Annotated in this window: 17 protein-coding genes and 1 other RNA gene; 8 read left to right on the forward strand and 10 right to left on the reverse strand. The window is 65.3% G+C overall.

Annotated elements, in window-relative coordinates; genetic code table 11:
* Positions 1-106 precede the first annotated feature (106 nt).
* Complete coding sequence (locus tag H8M03_RS01995) at positions 107-1,393, forward strand: serine hydrolase domain-containing protein (protein WP_187480110.1); 1,287 nt, start codon at positions 107-109, stop codon at positions 1,391-1,393.
* A 59-nt stretch (positions 1,394-1,452) separates the two neighbouring features.
* On the opposite strand, the gene H8M03_RS02000 is transcribed toward H8M03_RS01995, so the two are convergent.
* Entirely contained in the window at positions 1,453-1,899 is a 447-nt protein-coding gene (locus H8M03_RS02000) for a ferritin-like domain-containing protein (protein WP_187480111.1), read from the reverse strand.
* 133 nt (positions 1,900-2,032) lie between these two features.
* Here H8M03_RS02000 and H8M03_RS02005 point away from each other — a divergent pair, with 133 nt between their 5' ends.
* Positions 2,033-3,601, forward strand: a complete 1,569-nt coding sequence (locus H8M03_RS02005; protein ID WP_281400211.1) for a flavin monoamine oxidase family protein — start codon at positions 2,033-2,035, stop codon at positions 3,599-3,601.
* Positions 3,602-3,621: 20 nt separating this feature from the next.
* Here H8M03_RS02005 and H8M03_RS02010 read toward each other — a convergent pair whose 3' ends face one another.
* Positions 3,622-4,365 (reverse strand): LytR/AlgR family response regulator transcription factor, encoded by a 744-nt coding sequence (locus tag H8M03_RS02010; RefSeq protein WP_187480112.1) that lies wholly within the window; start codon positions 4,363-4,365, stop codon positions 3,622-3,624.
* The gene (locus H8M03_RS02015; RefSeq protein ID WP_187480113.1) at positions 4,362-5,570 is read right to left on the reverse strand and encodes a sensor histidine kinase; all 1,209 of its coding nucleotides are present in this window, start codon (positions 5,568-5,570) and stop codon (positions 4,362-4,364) included. The genes H8M03_RS02010 and H8M03_RS02015 overlap by 4 nt, the downstream gene beginning before the upstream one ends.
* Before the next feature lie 153 nt (positions 5,571-5,723).
* On the opposite strand from H8M03_RS02015, the gene H8M03_RS02020 reads away from it, so the two are divergent.
* Both H8M03_RS02020 and H8M03_RS02025 read left to right on the forward strand, forming a co-directional pair.
* Positions 5,724-5,972 carry a hypothetical protein gene (locus H8M03_RS02020; protein WP_187480114.1) on the forward strand — a complete coding sequence of 83 codons (249 nt, stop codon included), beginning with the start codon at positions 5,724-5,726 and terminating at the stop codon, positions 5,970-5,972.
* Between the two features lie 185 nt (positions 5,973-6,157).
* A complete protein-coding gene (locus tag H8M03_RS02025) occupies positions 6,158-6,709 on the forward strand; it encodes a hypothetical protein (RefSeq protein ID WP_425506854.1) in 552 nt (183 codons plus the stop codon).
* 1 nt (position 6,710) lies between these two features.
* Here H8M03_RS02025 and H8M03_RS02030 read toward each other — a convergent pair whose 3' ends face one another.
* Genes H8M03_RS02030 through H8M03_RS02040 form a run of 3 tightly spaced genes read right to left on the reverse strand, consistent with a single transcriptional unit; the run spans position 6,711 to position 9,004 of the window.
* Complete coding sequence (locus H8M03_RS02030; RefSeq protein WP_187480115.1) at positions 6,711-7,205, reverse strand: 5' nucleotidase, NT5C type; 495 nt, start codon at positions 7,203-7,205, stop codon at positions 6,711-6,713.
* The gene (locus tag H8M03_RS02035; RefSeq protein ID WP_187480116.1) at positions 7,199-7,579 is read right to left on the reverse strand and encodes a hypothetical protein; all 381 of its coding nucleotides are present in this window, start codon (positions 7,577-7,579) and stop codon (positions 7,199-7,201) included. The genes H8M03_RS02030 and H8M03_RS02035 overlap by 7 nt, the downstream gene beginning before the upstream one ends.
* Before the next feature lie 33 nt (positions 7,580-7,612).
* Positions 7,613-9,004 carry a Mur ligase family protein gene (locus H8M03_RS02040; protein ID WP_187480117.1) on the reverse strand — a complete coding sequence of 464 codons (1,392 nt, stop codon included), beginning with the start codon at positions 9,002-9,004 and terminating at the stop codon, positions 7,613-7,615.
* A 50-nt stretch (positions 9,005-9,054) separates the two neighbouring features.
* On the opposite strand from H8M03_RS02040, the gene H8M03_RS02045 reads away from it, so the two are divergent.
* Together H8M03_RS02045 and H8M03_RS02050 are read left to right on the forward strand one after the other, a co-directional pair.
* Complete coding sequence (locus H8M03_RS02045) at positions 9,055-9,867, forward strand: LD-carboxypeptidase (RefSeq protein ID WP_187480118.1); 813 nt, start codon at positions 9,055-9,057, stop codon at positions 9,865-9,867.
* 73 nt (positions 9,868-9,940) lie between these two features.
* Entirely contained in the window at positions 9,941-10,210 is a 270-nt protein-coding gene (locus tag H8M03_RS02050) for an SWIB/MDM2 domain-containing protein (RefSeq protein WP_187480119.1), read from the forward strand.
* An 83-nt stretch (positions 10,211-10,293) separates the two neighbouring features.
* On the opposite strand, the gene H8M03_RS02055 is transcribed toward H8M03_RS02050, so the two are convergent.
* From H8M03_RS02055 to H8M03_RS02065, 3 genes are all read right to left on the reverse strand, one after another.
* Positions 10,294-11,001 (reverse strand): extensin-like domain-containing protein, encoded by a 708-nt coding sequence (locus H8M03_RS02055; protein WP_187480120.1) that lies wholly within the window; start codon positions 10,999-11,001, stop codon positions 10,294-10,296.
* Positions 11,001-11,735 (reverse strand): NUDIX domain-containing protein, encoded by a 735-nt coding sequence (locus H8M03_RS02060; RefSeq protein ID WP_187480121.1) that lies wholly within the window; start codon positions 11,733-11,735, stop codon positions 11,001-11,003. The genes H8M03_RS02055 and H8M03_RS02060 overlap by 1 nt, the downstream gene beginning before the upstream one ends.
* 80 nt (positions 11,736-11,815) lie before the next feature.
* On the reverse strand, positions 11,816-12,085 hold the full coding sequence (locus H8M03_RS02065; RefSeq protein WP_187480122.1) for a hypothetical protein: 270 nt from the start codon (positions 12,083-12,085) through the stop codon (positions 11,816-11,818).
* Between the two features lie 82 nt (positions 12,086-12,167).
* On the opposite strand from H8M03_RS02065, the gene ssrA reads away from it, so the two are divergent.
* Positions 12,168-12,512: a transfer-messenger RNA gene (ssrA, locus tag H8M03_RS02070) on the forward strand.
* A gap of 137 nt (positions 12,513-12,649) precedes the next feature.
* Complete coding sequence (locus H8M03_RS02075; RefSeq protein WP_246448991.1) at positions 12,650-14,728, forward strand: amidohydrolase family protein; 2,079 nt, start codon at positions 12,650-12,652, stop codon at positions 14,726-14,728.
* On the opposite strand, the gene mscL is transcribed toward H8M03_RS02075, so the two are convergent.
* Positions 14,725-15,156: a large conductance mechanosensitive channel protein MscL gene (gene mscL / locus H8M03_RS02080; protein ID WP_187480123.1), complete on the reverse strand. Its 432-nt coding sequence runs from the start codon at positions 15,154-15,156 to the stop codon at positions 14,725-14,727. The genes H8M03_RS02075 and mscL overlap by 4 nt on opposite strands.
* Positions 15,157-15,209: the final 53 nt, after the last annotated feature.

Consider the following 15,209-nt stretch of genomic DNA (forward strand, 5'->3'; position numbering starts at 1 on the left):
CACATTCCATCGCGCTGCACGTTCGCTTCGTCGCACCCGCCAACCTTCCCGGTTGAGCAAGTCTGCGCCTGCGACAACAAGCGGGACGGAGGCGGGGAGTGGGAATTTGAAGGCTGCGTACAGGTTCGCGATCGTCGTCATCGCGGCCGCCATTGCAATCGCGCTGTTCGCGATCAGGCCCCACAGCGATGAAAGCCAGGCGGCGGACGCCGGCAACGCCCGCGCGCAACTGGCGGCGGTCTCTCCCGCAGCGCGTCACGACGTCGATTATGCTTTGCTCGATGCGCGGCTGGCGAAGCTGATGGAGCGCCCGACGATGGTCGGCCTGGCCGTCGGCGTGGTCGAAAACGGCCGCATCACCTTCCTAAAAGGCTATGGCGAAACCCTGGCCGGATCGGGCGAGCCGGTCACGCCCGAGACCGTATTCCGCTGGGCGTCCGTGTCGAAAGGCGTCGCCGCCACCATGGTCACCAAGCTGGCGGAGGAAGGGAAGGTCGAGCTCGACGCGCCGATCGCCACCTATCGCACGACGCTTCGCCTGCCCGACGGCGCGGAGCATCGGGCAACCGTAGCCGACCTGCTGAGCCACCGGCTGGGCATCTATCACAATGCCTATGACGAGCGACTGGAATCGGGCGAGGATCCGAAGCTGATCCGCCAGCAGCATGCGACGCTGTCGCTCGTATGCCAGCCCGGCACCTGCTGGAATTACGAGAATGTCGCCTATGACGCGGCATCGGAAATCGTCGAGCACGAGACCGGCGAAACCTATCAGGACGCACTCGCCCGGACCCTGTTTTCGCCATTGGGCATGGACAGCGCCAGCGCCACTCGGGAAGGCATTATGAGCGCCAAGAGCTGGGCCCGGCCCCACAGTGTCGGCCGCCGCGAAGTCGAGCTCAACGACGCGTATTACCGTGTTCCGGCCGCGGGCGGGGTCAACAGCGACATCAAGGACCTGGCGGTCTGGATGCTGGCGCAGATGGGCCGGATGCCCGGCGTCATCTCCCCCAACGTCATCAACGCGATGCATGCGTCGATCGTGAAGACGCCCGGCGAGCGGTCGCGCCTGCGCAACTTCCGCGAACGGCTCAATACGGCCTGGTACGGTTTTGGTTGGCGCAGTTACGATTACGCGGGTCACCACCTCATCGGCCACCGCGGCGGCGTCAACGGCTACCGCTCGCTGATCCTGTTCGATCCGAAAAAGAAAAGCGGCGTGGTCGCCTTGTGGAACAGCAACACAAGCCAGCCCGGCGGCCTGGAGTTCGAGGTCATGGACATGGTCTACAAGCTGCCGTTCCGCGACTGGCTGCAAGTCGACACGGGCAGCGCGCCCGGACCGACACCGGTGACCGAGGAAGTGAATAGCGGCAACGGCACCGCGGGATAGAAAAAGGCGGGGACAGACTGGCTGCCCCCGCCTTCTCAGGTGTCAGTTTCAGGTCCAGCTTAGCTCGGCGTTTCCATGCCGTGCTTCAGCTGGCTGATCTGGTCGTGGCCTTCGCGCACCGACTGATAGGCGGTTTCGATGACCTGCCGGGTCTCGCCGCTGCTGTTCTCGAGCGCGGTCTCATATTTGCCCTTGATGTAATCCTCGGCGGATTCGACCTGGTTGATGATCGCCTTTTCATCATGGCCGGTGATCGCGCCCTTGAGGTCTTCCCAGACGTGATGGGCCTTGCCCAGCAGCGAGCCTGAATCCGACGGATCGCCACCAAGGCGGCGGACTTCCTCACGCAGCTTCTGGACGACCTGCTGGCGCTGATCGGCGCGCTGGCGGAAGATTTCGCGCAGCTTCTCGCTCTTCAGTTCCTTGGCCGAATTTTCATAGCCGTTGACGCTGTCGATGGTGGTCGAGAGCAGGGTGTTGAGAATGGCGACGTTTTCGTCGGACATGACAGTCTCCTTTTTGGGATGATTGCCGCATCAACGCACCGTGTGCGGCAACGGCTGCGTGGGGCCGGTAAAAAGGATGGCCGTCCATCGCGAAATCATGTCATTGTGGCGTCCGCAATCGGGGGAATGCGCCATGAATCTGACACGCCGGCATCTGCTTCACCGTATCGGCGCCATCGGCGGGGCAGGGGCCGCCTACATGGCGATGGAGGCGATGGGCCTGGCCCAGCCGACTCCGCCAGAGGCGACTAAATTCGCCTTGCCCCCGGGAAGCGGTAGCGGACGCAAGGTGGTCGTGCTCGGCGCCGGCATCGCCGGGCTGGTGTCGACCTATGAGCTTCAGCGCGCGGGCTATGACGTCACGGTCCTGGAAGCGCGCGACCGCATTGGCGGGCGCGTGTGGACCATCCGCGGCGGCGACCGCATCGTTCAGTTCGGCCGGGCGATGCAGCGGGCCGAGTTCGACGACGGACTGTACCTCAACGCCGGTGCGGCGCGGATCCCGGCCACGCACCGCGCGATCCTCGGCTATGCGCGCCGCTTCGGCGTGAAGCTGGAGCCGTTCGTCAACCAGAACCGCAGTGCGGGCTGGGACTTTGCCGGCAAGGTGCATGAGGAACGCAGCATGGCGTTCGGCATCCGAGGCCAGATCGCGGAGTTGCTGGCCAAGGCCATCGACCAGCATGCGCTGGACAGCGTGATGCCCAAGGCGGAGCGCGACTTCTTCCGCGGGTTCCTGGGCTTCTACGGCGGGCTCGACGAGAAGGGGAAGTTCGTCAATCTGGGCGGGTCAGCTGGATTCGCCACCGAAGGCGGCGCCTATGGCCAATCGGCCAAGGACCTCGCGCCGCTCTCGATCAAGGAAATCCTGTCCGGCCCGGCGGTCGGGCTGCCACTGATATTCGACTCCATTCCCGACATGCAGTCCAGCATGCTGCAACCGGTCGGCGGTATGGATCGCATCGCCGACGCCATTTATCAGCAGGTGAAGGCTCGGGTCCGGCTCAGCACCCCGATCAGCGCGATCAGGCGAACGGCGTCGGGCGTTAGGATCGAACATGCGTCGGGCATGACCGAAGCCGATTATTGCATCTGCACCCTCCCGCTACCGATCCTCAAGCGGCTGCCCAGCGATTTCTCTCCGGCCAAGAAGGCGGCGATTGCGGCGGCGCCGGGGTACCAGCGCAGCGTCAAGGTCGCGTTCGAATCCCCGCGCTTCTGGGAAGAACAGGACATTTACGGCGGACTGGCCTGGACCGACCGCAAGAACGAGAATGTCATTTATCCGTCCAGCGACTTCGGGTCGCCCAAGGGCGTGCTGGTCGGCGCTTACGCCGCCGGATGGACCAACCAGGACAATCCCGACGCCTTTTCCGCGCTGTCCAACGACCAGCAGTTCCGGATCGTGCGCGATTCCATCGATGCGCTTCACCCCGGCAAGTCCGCGCTGATGAGCAAGCCGGTAACCGTGCGCTGGGGCCTGACGCCCTATTCGGAAGGCGTCAGCCCCAATTACCCCGGCAACCCCGGCAACCCCAACCGGCCCGATTACTACCCGGAGTTGTACAAGGCCGAAGGCCCCATCGTGTTTGCCGGGGAGCATCTGAGTTTCCAGCCGGCGTGGCAGGAAGGCGCGGCACTATCGGCTCACGCCGCGCTTGAACTTGTCCAGGCGATGGTTGCGGACCGCGCCGCCGCCTGATCGTTCGATGCAGGACGAGGCTAACGCCCCGCGATCGCCCGGACACGGTCGGAATAGAGCCGTCCGACCGGTTGTTCGGTGCCGTCGGCAAGACGGGCGATCCAGCGGCCTGACGGGTTGCGGCTGAAGCCGCTGATCGTGTCCTTGCGGACGATGGCGGAGCGGTGAAGCCGGACAAACAGGGCCGGGTCCAGCCCTTCTTCCAGGGCCGCCATGGAGTGGTGGATAAGCCAGCTCCGGCGACCGACGTGAAGCCGCATATAGTCGCGCTCGGCCGACACCCGGTCGATATCGCGCGCAGCGATGCGTACCAGACCGGTCATGTCCGACGCCCAGAATTCCTCGATCCACGGCGATGTCCCGGCCGGCTGCTCGGCGCGGGCGGTGCGGTGCTCGAGGAAGTGACGCGCGCGGTCGAGCGCGTGCTGCAGGCGGTCGGGATCGACCGGCTTCATGAGATAATCGACCGCTGCCACCTCGAACGCGGCGACGGCGAACTGGTCGAAGGCGGTAACGAAAACGACCGCCGGTGTCGGGTCGTGACTGGCAAGCGAACGCGCGACTTCGATCCCGTCGGCGCCGGGCATGGCGATATCTAGCAGCAAGACGTCGGGCTTGAGCGCCTCCGCCATGGTGATTGCGGATTCGCCGTCGCTCGCAGTGCCGACCAGGGTGGCGCCGTTCAGCCGGGCGAGCAGCAACTGCAGCCGCTCGGCCGCGAGCGGCTCGTCGTCGGCAATGAGGATCCGCAGGTTTTCGGTCATGCTTGCACCGGCATCTTGAGGATCACCTTGAAGCCGCCGGTGTCCATCGGCCCGAAGCGGCATTCGCTGCGGTCGCCGAAGCGCGTCTGCAAGCGCTCGCATACGTTGGTCAGGCCGACGCCGGTGCCTTCATGCGTCGAGGCGGGCAGTTCGTCCCGGGTCGAATTGGCCAGTCGGTTGCTGACGCTGATCATCATTCGCCCGTCGGGGATCTCCTCGGCGACGATGCTTATCAATATCTTATGGCGAGTTTTGGAGACGCCATATTTGATCGCGTTCTCGACGATCGGCTGCAGGATCAGGGCTGGCAGACGAGCCGACTGCAGGGCCGGCGGAACGTCGATCTCGACTTTCAGACGGTCGGGGAAGCGAGTCTTCTCAATCTCGAGATAGAGCCGCTGCAGGTCGATTTCCTGTTCCAGCGTGATGTCGGCCGCCGGGTCGAGCGAGAGGCTGCTGCGGAAAAAGGTCGATAGCGCCAGCAGCATCGCTTCCGCCCGGTCATTGCGGCCGGTCATCACCAGCGACGACAGCGAATTGAGCGTGTTGAATAGGAAGTGCGGATTCACCTGGTAACGCAGCGCCCGCAACTGGGCGACTTGCGCGGCCGATTCCGCCTCCGATGCGCGCCGCTGCGCGGTCAGCGCCTGGGTCTGCGCGCGGATCGCGAGATAGAAAGCGCTCCACGCCATGAAGAAAAACAACCACACCACCGCGGCATCGGCCGAGATGCGCAATTGCGTGAACTGGTCGAGTTCGGCCACCCGCGGCCACGTGACGGTCAGCGGCTGTTCGCCCGCGCGCTTGATGACGGTGGCGTTGCCCAACTCGGTGATCTCATAGCCCTCTGCGGAGACGAGATGGATCTCCTCCTGCGGGCGGCTCTGGTAACTGTCGGCGATCATCAGCACTGCCGCCATCGCCGCCGCCGCTCCCAGCGAGGCGAGGATCGCAACGATCGCCCGGCGGCGGATGCTGACGCCGCGGGCAAAAGAGGCGAGGGCCACGTAGATGCAGAAGCTGAGCACGATCGCCGCGGCAATGGTCAGCACCTTGTTGCTGAGCACCGTGGACGGATCGCGGCCCAGAAACGCGCGAATGACGATCGTCAGCGCGTAGAATAGCCAGAAGCCGAGGATCGTCTTCACGGCCAGCGGCCAGTCGGAAAAGGTCGTTTCCTGGAGCGGATGCTGAAGCGGCTTCATCGGGGCCTCTTGTACGCCGTTCCGGGTTTCACGCCTATCACCCGACCCGCATGTTCGCAGAAGCGGCGCCGTCGCCGGTCGAATGCCCTGGCTTCAAGGAACGGCTCCGGCAGGCGCTCGTTTGACGAGCGAACGATCTGCTGGAGCAACCAAGTGACGACCGATTCCAAGCCCGCAAAAGACAAGAAGGACAAGGCGCCCCCGGCGACCTTCTCGGAAAATCCCAACGAATCGCTGGAAACGGCGCTGCGCAAGGATCCGGATGACCAAAGCAAGAAGGTCGACGTGGGCAGCGATGAATCGATGGATGCGTCGGACCCGGTCTCCGCTTCCTTGCCTGAGCATCGCGAGCCCGCACCGTCTTCCAGTTTCGAGGAGCGTAAAGGCGAGTCGAAATCGTGACACATCCGTTTCGACTGCGTTGCAATTAATCAACACCGCCTGATCCAAGCAGGCCGTGGTTAAAGATTAACGTTGCTTCCGTGACCCGCCTCTGATTCATTCCTTAACGGGGGTGGGACACGTGGTTAAGCAATACGAAACCGTAAGCGCCGCATGATCCCGCATGGGCAAAAGGAGTCGGGATCATGATCACGAGGACCAGCCAGCCGGCTAACGGTGCGTTGCTGCTCTCGGAAATGAAAGATTTCGGGAGCTTCGCAAAGTCGACGCAGCGCTACATCCGCCGTTCGCTGGATGTGGCTTACGGCCGTCGCGACCCGATCGAATGCTGGGCCAGGGACGAAGGCGAAGCCGCCTCCATCCGCGCCCAGGCTCGCCTGTACAAACAACTCGACCATCTGCGCATGCAGGTGCCCGACGACAGCGGTCTCGACATGATCGAGCCGTTCATCGGCACGCTTATTACCTTGTCCGCCTTCGACCTTGGCCAAGATCGCCTGCCCAACTTCGCTACCTATCGCTTCCTTTACGAGCGTCTGGTTGGCGCGGCGGCTCGCCCGTGGCTTCCGGCAGCGTTTTGCGCCGCCGCGGCCCTGCCGCACCTTCACCCGGACCGTCGCCGGACCTTGCTGCAATCGATCAGCGAAAGCGCGGCGACCGCGCCAGGCTGGTCGAGCCGCGAGCCCGCCTTTTGGCCGGAGTGGGTCGAAAAGGTGGACTACCGCGCCGCTGCCTGAATCAGGCCACGGCCTTCACTGACGGATAGATTGCTGCCAGCTGGCGGATCGTGTCCGCGGCATTCTGGTGGTGGACGAAGATGCCGCCTGCGTCTTCCCATAGCTGGCGGTGGTTTTCACGGTCGTCCACCAGCACGTCGCCGCGCTCCATATGCTCGTGCTTCTGGCGCGCCATGGTGGTGATGATCGGCACGCCCGGAAAATGCTCCGCCGCCCAGCGTTCCTTTTGCGGCGCCGCCCACTTGCCCAGCGGCAGCCCGGTCAGGATCGTCGGCCGCAGATGCTTGACCGCTTTAAACAGCTGCTGCGCGTCCGGCATTTCCGGCAGATCGCCATAGAAGTTGCCGTGGCCGGCAAGCCGCTTCCAGAAAGCGCCGGGCCCGTGGCGTTTCTGGAAATCCGCACTGCTCGCGCCCAGCAGCACCGCGGCGCCGGCCTCGAAATCGGCGAGCACGCCGTCGCAATCGAGGAACAGGTGCGGCTGACGATCTACCACAGGAAACAGGCCGGCTTGACTTCGAACGGTACTGGCTCGTCCAGCTGCGACCAGCCCTTGTCGCGTAACAGGTCGTTGCTTTCGACCGCTTTGCGCCCGGGCCCGAGCGACCAGGTCACATGATAGGTCGAACCGTCGGGGCGCTCGGTGGAACCGTCGATCTCCACCACCAGGCATTCAAGGCTTTCGCCGTCGTCGGCATGCCCGACCACGCGGGCGTCGACCGGGCGGGGCAGGGCGCTGCGCGCGTCCACGCCGGCTTCCAGGGTGACGTGGTCGGCAAGCGTTCGGGCATAGCGCGGCGGGAAGCGATCGAGCAGCGCCAGGCGCCGCTCGTCCCGCGGAAGCTTCCAGCCGGTAATGTACTTGCCCATGCAGCGTTCAACCGCCGACCGGGCTGCGCGGTTTCAGCCGCCTAGCCGTTCGGTCAGGTCGCGGGCGAATTCCGCCAGCGTGTCGTCGCGGGCACCCATGACAAGCACGCGGTCGCCTGGGCGCGCCTCGGTAGCGATGCGGTCGCCGATGGCCGACCTTTCGGGGATATGTTCGGCCTTGCCGCCCTTGGCCTTCACTTGCCCGGCCAGCCAGTCGGACCCGCGCGCCTTGTCCACCGTGCCGCCCTGGTAAACCGGGTCGGACAGGAACAGGATGTCGTCGGCCGCCATACCCTTGGCGAAGCTGGCGGCAAGTTCGTCGCCCATCTTGGCAATGGGACCGAAACCGTGCGGCTGGAACAGGATCAACAGGCGGCCCGGATGCGCGCGCAGCGTAGCCAGGCTGGCGTCGATCTTGTCCGGATTGTGCGCGAAATCGTCGATCACGGTGACGCCGCCACCGACCCCGACCGTTTCCAGACGCCGCCGCAGTCCTTCGAAGCGGCCAAGCGCTTCCGCCGCGTCGGCCACCGCGACGCCCAGCTGGCGAACCGCAGCAATGGCGGCCAGCGCATTCGACGCATTGTGGCGCCCGGGTACGGCCAGCGTGACCTGCTGCCGCTTACCGTCATGATCGACATCGAACCGTGTGCCGGTGGCAAGCAGTTCGAGGTTGCGTCCGGCGAAGTCCGCGCTGGGCGCGTCGAAGCCGTACCCGACCAGCCGGTCCGCCGGGAGGGATTCGGCCATCGCCCGGGTTTCCGGGTCGTCGAGGTTGATCACGCCCTTGCGGCTGGCGGCGAGGAAGCCGGCGAACAGGCCGCGCAATTCGCCCATTTCCTTGTGATCGAGGCTGATGTTGGTCAGCACCGCGACTTCCGGCTTGTACAGCGCGATCGAGCCGTCGCTTTCGTCCACTTCGCTGACGAACAGTTCGGGGTCGCCGACCAGCGCACTTGCAAAGGGCGCGGACGGGGTGACGAAATTCTTCATCACCGCGCCGTTCATGACCGTCGGCTGGCGATGGCAGGCGTGGAGGATCCAGCCGACCATGCCGGTGACCGTCGATTTGCCGCTGGTCCCGCCGACCGCGACGCTATGCTGCGCGGCGTTGAGGAGCTGCGCGAGCAGTTGCGGGCGGCGGAAATGGGGCAGGCCGAGCTCGGTCGCCTTGACCATGTCGGGCACCGTGTCCTCTACCGCGGCGGAGGTGACCAGCGTCATGCCCGCCTTCGGCCCGGACCCGTCCTGCGCAAACAGCTGGATGCCAAGCGAGCGAAGGTAATCGAACTTGGGCGCGGTGCGCCCTGCGTCGAGCGAGCGGTCGGAACCGGCGACGCGGGCACCGGAAGCGCGCAGGATAGAGGCAAGGGGCAGCATACCGCTGCCGCCGATGCCGCAAAAGAAGTAGCTGGATTCGGTCATTGGCGCCGCCCTATTGCGGGTTGGGTGGCAACACAAAGGGGAATGTGCCGGTGAGGATCGCGGTCGTCGCTCCAAGCAATGCGCTCCAGCGCGAAACCGCCGACCGGGTAACGGCGCTGGCGGCCGCGCGGGGCGACTGCACGATCGCCTTTCATCCGCAATGCTTCCTTCGCCACGGTCACTTCGCCGGCACCGATGACGACCGGCTGTCCGCGCTGCGCGAGGTCATAGCCGATCCCGACGTCGACGCCGTCTGGTTCGCGCGCGGTGGCTATGGCTCCAACCGGATCGCCGAAGCCGCGGTGACCGATATTCCCGGCGCTGCTAGGGCCAAGCTGTTCATGGGCTATAGCGACACCGGCTTTCTGCTCGCCGCTTTGCACAAGGCCGGTTTGGAGGTCGCCCACGGCCCGATGCCGCAGGACATCGTGCGGCAAGGCGGGGAGGAAGCGGTCACGCGCGGCCTCGACTGGCTGGTTCGCCGCGACCCTGCGGCACTTGAGCCGGGCGTTCGCCAGCCCGCAATGGCCTTCAACCTGACCGTCCTGTCGATGCTGCTCGGGACAATGATCGAGCCCGACTTCAGCGGCGTCGAATTGCTGGTCGAGGAAGTGAGCGAGCATCATTACCGGATCGACCGGCTGATGTTCCACCTGACGTCCAACCCCAACGTGCGCCGCGCCGCGCGGCTGCGCATGGGCCGGGTTAGCGACGTCCCCGGCAACGACCCGGATTTCGGGCAGGACGAGGCTGCGATCGCTGCTTTCTGGTGCGCCCGCTCGGGCATCGAACTCGGCGCGCCGGCGGCGATCGGGCACGACTGCGCCAACCGCGTCGTGCCGTTCGCCCGGCGCGCCTCCTGAATCGGGACGCAAAGGGCCATTGCATTGCGCCCGGCGATGCGCTCTACAAACGCCAGAACAACAGGAGGGCCGAATGGCACAAGGGACTGGTCGTAAAGCAGGGGGCGGATTGGCCCGCCCATGTCAGCCGTCAGCGGATCTGGCGAAGATCACTGGCAGTGATCCGCTTCCGCGCAGCCAGGTAGTTTCGAAGGTGTGGGATCACATCCGCAAGAACAACCTGCAAAACCCGCAAAACAAACGGGAAATTGTGGCTGACGACACGCTGAAGGCAGTCTTCGGTGGCAAGGAACGGGTCAGCATGTTCGAAATGAACAAGCATCTTTCCAACCATCTGAAATAGGCTTCGGGTAACCCAAGCTTGAAGAGGGCTCGCGGTTCGCCGCGGGCCCTTTTTTCATGGGCGCAATGCGCGACTCGCTTTCCCTAACGGCACAGGGTCCAGCCGCCGCCGCCCCGATTGGCGGTGTCGAGGTGAAAATGATCGGCGTGAGCGTCGTTGTAATCGGGTGACAAGACCGTGCTGAACAGCGGACAGGCGCCATCGCGCACGTCGCGCAGGAAGGCCGCCTTCGCACCCGGATCGTCCCAGTCGGCAAGCACCGACACATCGTCGCCGCCGGCCAGCCGGAAACCGGTGACGTCGACCGCATCGGCGGTCGCATGTTCGCTCCACCGGCCCTCGTCGCGGCCGTACAGCCGCCGGCAGCTGAAACTGCCGGCATGCCGAAGCTCCGCCACCCGCTCTCCGAAATGCCGTCGCGCCGCGGGTTGGACCACGCGCTCCTGCCACAGCGCGAGGGCGGCAGCGACCGGGCAGCTGGTGACCAGCCCAGCCGGACGAAAGTCGCCGTCCAGGCGCATGCCGTCTTCATACCCGCAGGCGAGGTTGCTGCTGCGCCGAGGATCCGCCGCGGCGATGGACAGCCCGGCGTCGGCCAACAGCCGGCGGCACTGGGCCGGCGTCTCGCCGAGGGCGGCGATCTTCTGCGCGGTGAAGCGGCCAACGGGATCGTTCAGGCGAAGCTGCGTCCACGGCACGTCCTGCGGATGCTGTCGCAGGTAGTTGCGTCCCGCCAGCCAGAGGCCGCCGAACACGGCGAGGAAGAGCAATAGGCACCCGATGCGGCCCATCAGCCGCGCCAGAGACCGTCGAGCCGTTCTTGGGTCACCGGATAGCCGATGCCCTGCGGGATGGTGATGAAGTTCTGCCCGTCTCTTTCCTCGACCCAAGGGCTGATCGGCTCGATTACATGCGCCAGTGCGTCGGCGCGCATGGCGTCGAAACTGTCGTGCTGCGCCAGCCGCTCGAGGTTGCGGCGGGTCGGAAAGATCAGCCGGGCCGTCCCCGCGGCGTCGCGCTCCAGCACTTCGGCCGCGCCGATCCAATGTGCGGCGCTGCATTCGCCGGCGACGATGCGCGGCTCCCACCCGTCGGGACAAAGGGCAAGGAAGAACATCGTGTCGAATCGCCGGGTGGCGTGGAATTTCGGCACCCAGCGCGCGAACGGGATCAGCGCGTCGAGATCGAGCGCGGCGCCGGCGTCAACCAGCACAGCGCCGAATTGCGCGTTCCCGAGCAACCTAGTCTGCATGTCGAGGGCCGTTGCCGCGGATGGAAGTGGCGCCAAGCCGACCGGGATCGCCGTTTCCTCGATCGTCTCGCGGATTGCGGCGACCTTGGCGGCCGCCTCGGCGCCTCCGAGTGCGGCGTCGCCGGGATCGATGCGCCCGCCTGGAAAGACCAGCGCGCCGGCGGCAAAGGCCATGCCCTCGCCGCGCTCGACCATCAGCAGTGCGGGCGGCTGGCCGGCGCGTTCGCGCACGCACACCAGCGTCGCGGCGGGGATGGCCTGGGCGGAATCCATGGCTTCACCTAGGCCGGGCAGGGCGCAAGCAAAAGGCCGCCGACGCATGCGCCAGCGGCCTTTCGTCACGCTTGCGGCGCTTACATGCCTTCGATGTTCTCGTCGGCGGGCGTTTCGGGACCGGCTTCGGTCTCCGTCGTGGCATTGACCTGGTTTTCGAGCTGGGCGGCCTGCTCTTCGAGCGCGGCGGCCTCCGAGGCGACTCCGGCGGCTTCGTCCGACAGCTGGTTGAGGTCGGCGGCCTGCGGTGCGTTGATCTCGGATTCGTCGAGTTGGTCTTCGTCGCGTCCGCCGCAGCCGGCGAGCGCAAGGCTGGCGATGGCGGCGATCGCAAGGCTGGCGTGCTTCATCTAATTTCCCCGTATGTGAAAATGACCGGTGCCCCAATAACAGCAGCGGGCGCGCAATTTCCAGTGGCCCTGCACCACGCATCTCCTTGCGGTCGCGGTCGCGAATCCCTATTTTCAACCTGTCGGGGCAACCCGGCTATGTCGGTAGACTATCGGGTGGAATAAGCATTTCGGACCCGGGGGGCAGTACCCCGGCGCCTCCACCATCACTCCAGCCGCGCTGGACTGTTGATGGGGGCGAAACAGGATCGACGAGTGCAATAAAGGCCCGGTTGCCGATCGGTATGGATGCCACCGTGACGGCTCATTCACACAAGTGCCAACGATAACGAGGCGCTCGCTATTGCTGCGTAACTGACGGCCTAACGGTCTGAAGTTATAAAGCTTAAGCGCGGTCGGACCCCACCGGGCAACAGAAGGGGATTCCAGCGGCTCGGGGGACGCCGGGCAACAGAAGTCCCCCACTTTTCCTCACGTAGCCTTGCCCAGTTCGCTGCCCCCTTCAGGCAACGCTTGCGCGCGCGCCCGCGACGCGCCACACCGGCGCCGTTCCTGGGGGAGATAATGATGCGCAAAGTCCTGATCGCGGCCCTGCTTGCCGCTACCGCTCCGGTCGCCGTGCAGGCGCATGACGCGCCGCCCGCGGCCACGGCTTCGGCCGCCGAAGTGCAATCCTCGCTGATGAAACCGCCGGCGGACGCGCGCCATTTCACCATCAGTTCGACCTCCGCGAAGTCCGGCGACATCTGGACGTGGCAGACCGCGGACGGAAAGACCGCCTATCGCATGTCGCTCAACCTGCGCGGATGGCGCACGGAAACCGACGCCCTTTACGCCTTTGGCGCCGACGGCAGCGCCCAGCGCATCGCCGTCCGCGGCTTCACCGACGTGGGCGACGCGACCGAAGATTATTGGGTCGACGAACAGGGCGTCGCTCATTGGAAGACCAGCATCGATCAAGGGTCCGCCCCGATCGCCGGCAAGCGCTATTCGCCCTACGGCGGGCCGTGGATGACGCCTGACGCGGACATCGCGGCTCTCGTTGCCGCCGGCGACAAGGGCATCGACCTTCTCCCGGGCGGTCACGGTTCGCTTAGTCTTGCCGGAACGCACCAGATCCAGGGCCCGGGCGGTCCGAAGACGGTCCGGCTGGCCTTCTTCAAGGGATTCGGTTTCGCGCCCAACCCGGTCTGGCTGGACGAGAACAACCGCTATTTCGGAAGCGCGGGGGTCATCTCGGTCCTGCCTGCCGGCTTCGAGGCCGCTGGGCCCAAGCTGAAGGAAATCCAGGACGCGGCCGCTGCCGAGATGGTCAAGGGCATCGCGCAGGGCTTCCTCGCCGCCGCCAATCGCACGCCGACGCTGGTCGATAACGTGCTGCTGTTCGATTCGGTCGCAGGCAAGTACGTGCCGAACCAGGCGGTGCTGATCGCCAACGGCAAGGTCGCGCAGGTCGGGCCCGCGGGCAGCATCGCCGCGCCCGCCGGGGCCACGACCATCGACGGTCGCGGCAAGACCATCCTGCCGGGCCTATGGGACGCGCACCGCCACACCGGCGGCGACGATTTCAATCTGATCCAGAACCTTGCCACGGGCATGACCAATTACCGCAGCCCGGGTTCGATGATCGACGAGACGCAAAGCCTCGTTCGCCGCCGCGCCGCGGGGGACCTGCTGGCGCCCGACGGCAAGACGTCGATCATCATCGACCGCAAGAATCCGCTGGCCGCGCAGGGCTCCCTGACCGTGTCGAGCCTCGAAGAGACGCTTGCCGCTGTCCACAAGGTCAAGGACGCCGGCATGTGGGGCGTGAAATTCTACACCTCGATGAAGCCCGAGTGGATCGCACCGGCGGCCGCCGAAGCCCACAAGCTTGGCCTTCACGTCCATGGCCATATCCCGGCGGGCATGCGCCCGATCGAAGCGGTTCGCGCCGGTTATGACGAAATCACGCACATCAACTTCATCATGATGCAGGCGATGCCGCAGGACGTGGTCGACAAGGCAAACACCGCCGCGCGGCTCGAAGGGCCGGCCAAGTACGGCAAGGATGTCGACCTCGATTCCCCGGAAATGAAGGCCTTTTACGCCGAACTCGCCAAGCGCGGCACCTATATCGATCCGACGCTGTCGGTGTGGGAGCCGATGATGACGTCGGACGGAAGCGCTATTCCGCCCGAATACGCGCCCTTCGCCAAGGTCTCGCCGCCGGGCACCGTGCGCGGCTGGCACGTCAGCGGCTACAAGCTGTTCGACGGCCTCACACGAGACGATTTCCGCAAGAGTTTCCGCAAGATGGTCGGTGTCGTTGGCAGGTTGCATAAAGCCGGCGTGCCGATCGTCGCCGGCACCGATGGCTGGGGCCTGGAACTGGTCCGCGAGCTGGAGCTCTATCAGGAAGCCGGGATGACCAACGCCGAGGCGCTACAGACTGCAACGATCGTCCCGGCGCGTCTTGTCGGCATGGACAAGACGGTGGGATCGATCGCCGCGGGCAAGACCGCGGACATCATCCTCGTCGACGGTGACGTGTCGCAGGACCTCAAGGCCTTGCACAAGGTCGACACGGTGTTCGCCAACGGCGTCCGGCTGGACGGCGACGACTTGCGCAAGGCCGCCGGCTTTACCGGCGTACCCGGCTAGGCTCGTCGGCGCAGCTCGTCGCGAATGTCGGTCAGCAGCTCGACTTCGGTCGGGCCGGCCGGCGCGTCCGCTTCCTTGTCCCGGCGCAATATCCGGTTGGCTTGCCGCACCATCAGGAAGATGATGAAGGCAAGCAGCAGGAAGTTGATGACGACGGTGATGAACTGGCCCCATCCGACCACCGCGACGCCTGCCGCCTTGAGATCGGCATAGCTTAGCGGATTGCCCTTGAAGGTCTCGGGAATGCGCCCGATCACCGTGAAATAATTGGAAAAATCGGAATTGCCGATGATCGCCCCGACGATCGGCATGATGATGTCGTCGGTCAGGCTGGTGGTGATGGTGGCGAAGGCCGCGCCGATGATTACGGCCACCGCCAGGTCGATGACGTTGCCCCGCGCGATGAAATCCCTGAACTCCCTGAACATCGCTGTCCTCCAGATTAGTTGAATGCGCCCCCCATGCCCTCTACCTAATCCGC

The organism is Sphingomonas sabuli (assembly GCF_014352855.1).
In the GTDB taxonomy this organism is placed as follows: Bacteria; Pseudomonadota; Alphaproteobacteria; order Sphingomonadales; family Sphingomonadaceae; genus Sphingomicrobium; species Sphingomicrobium sabuli.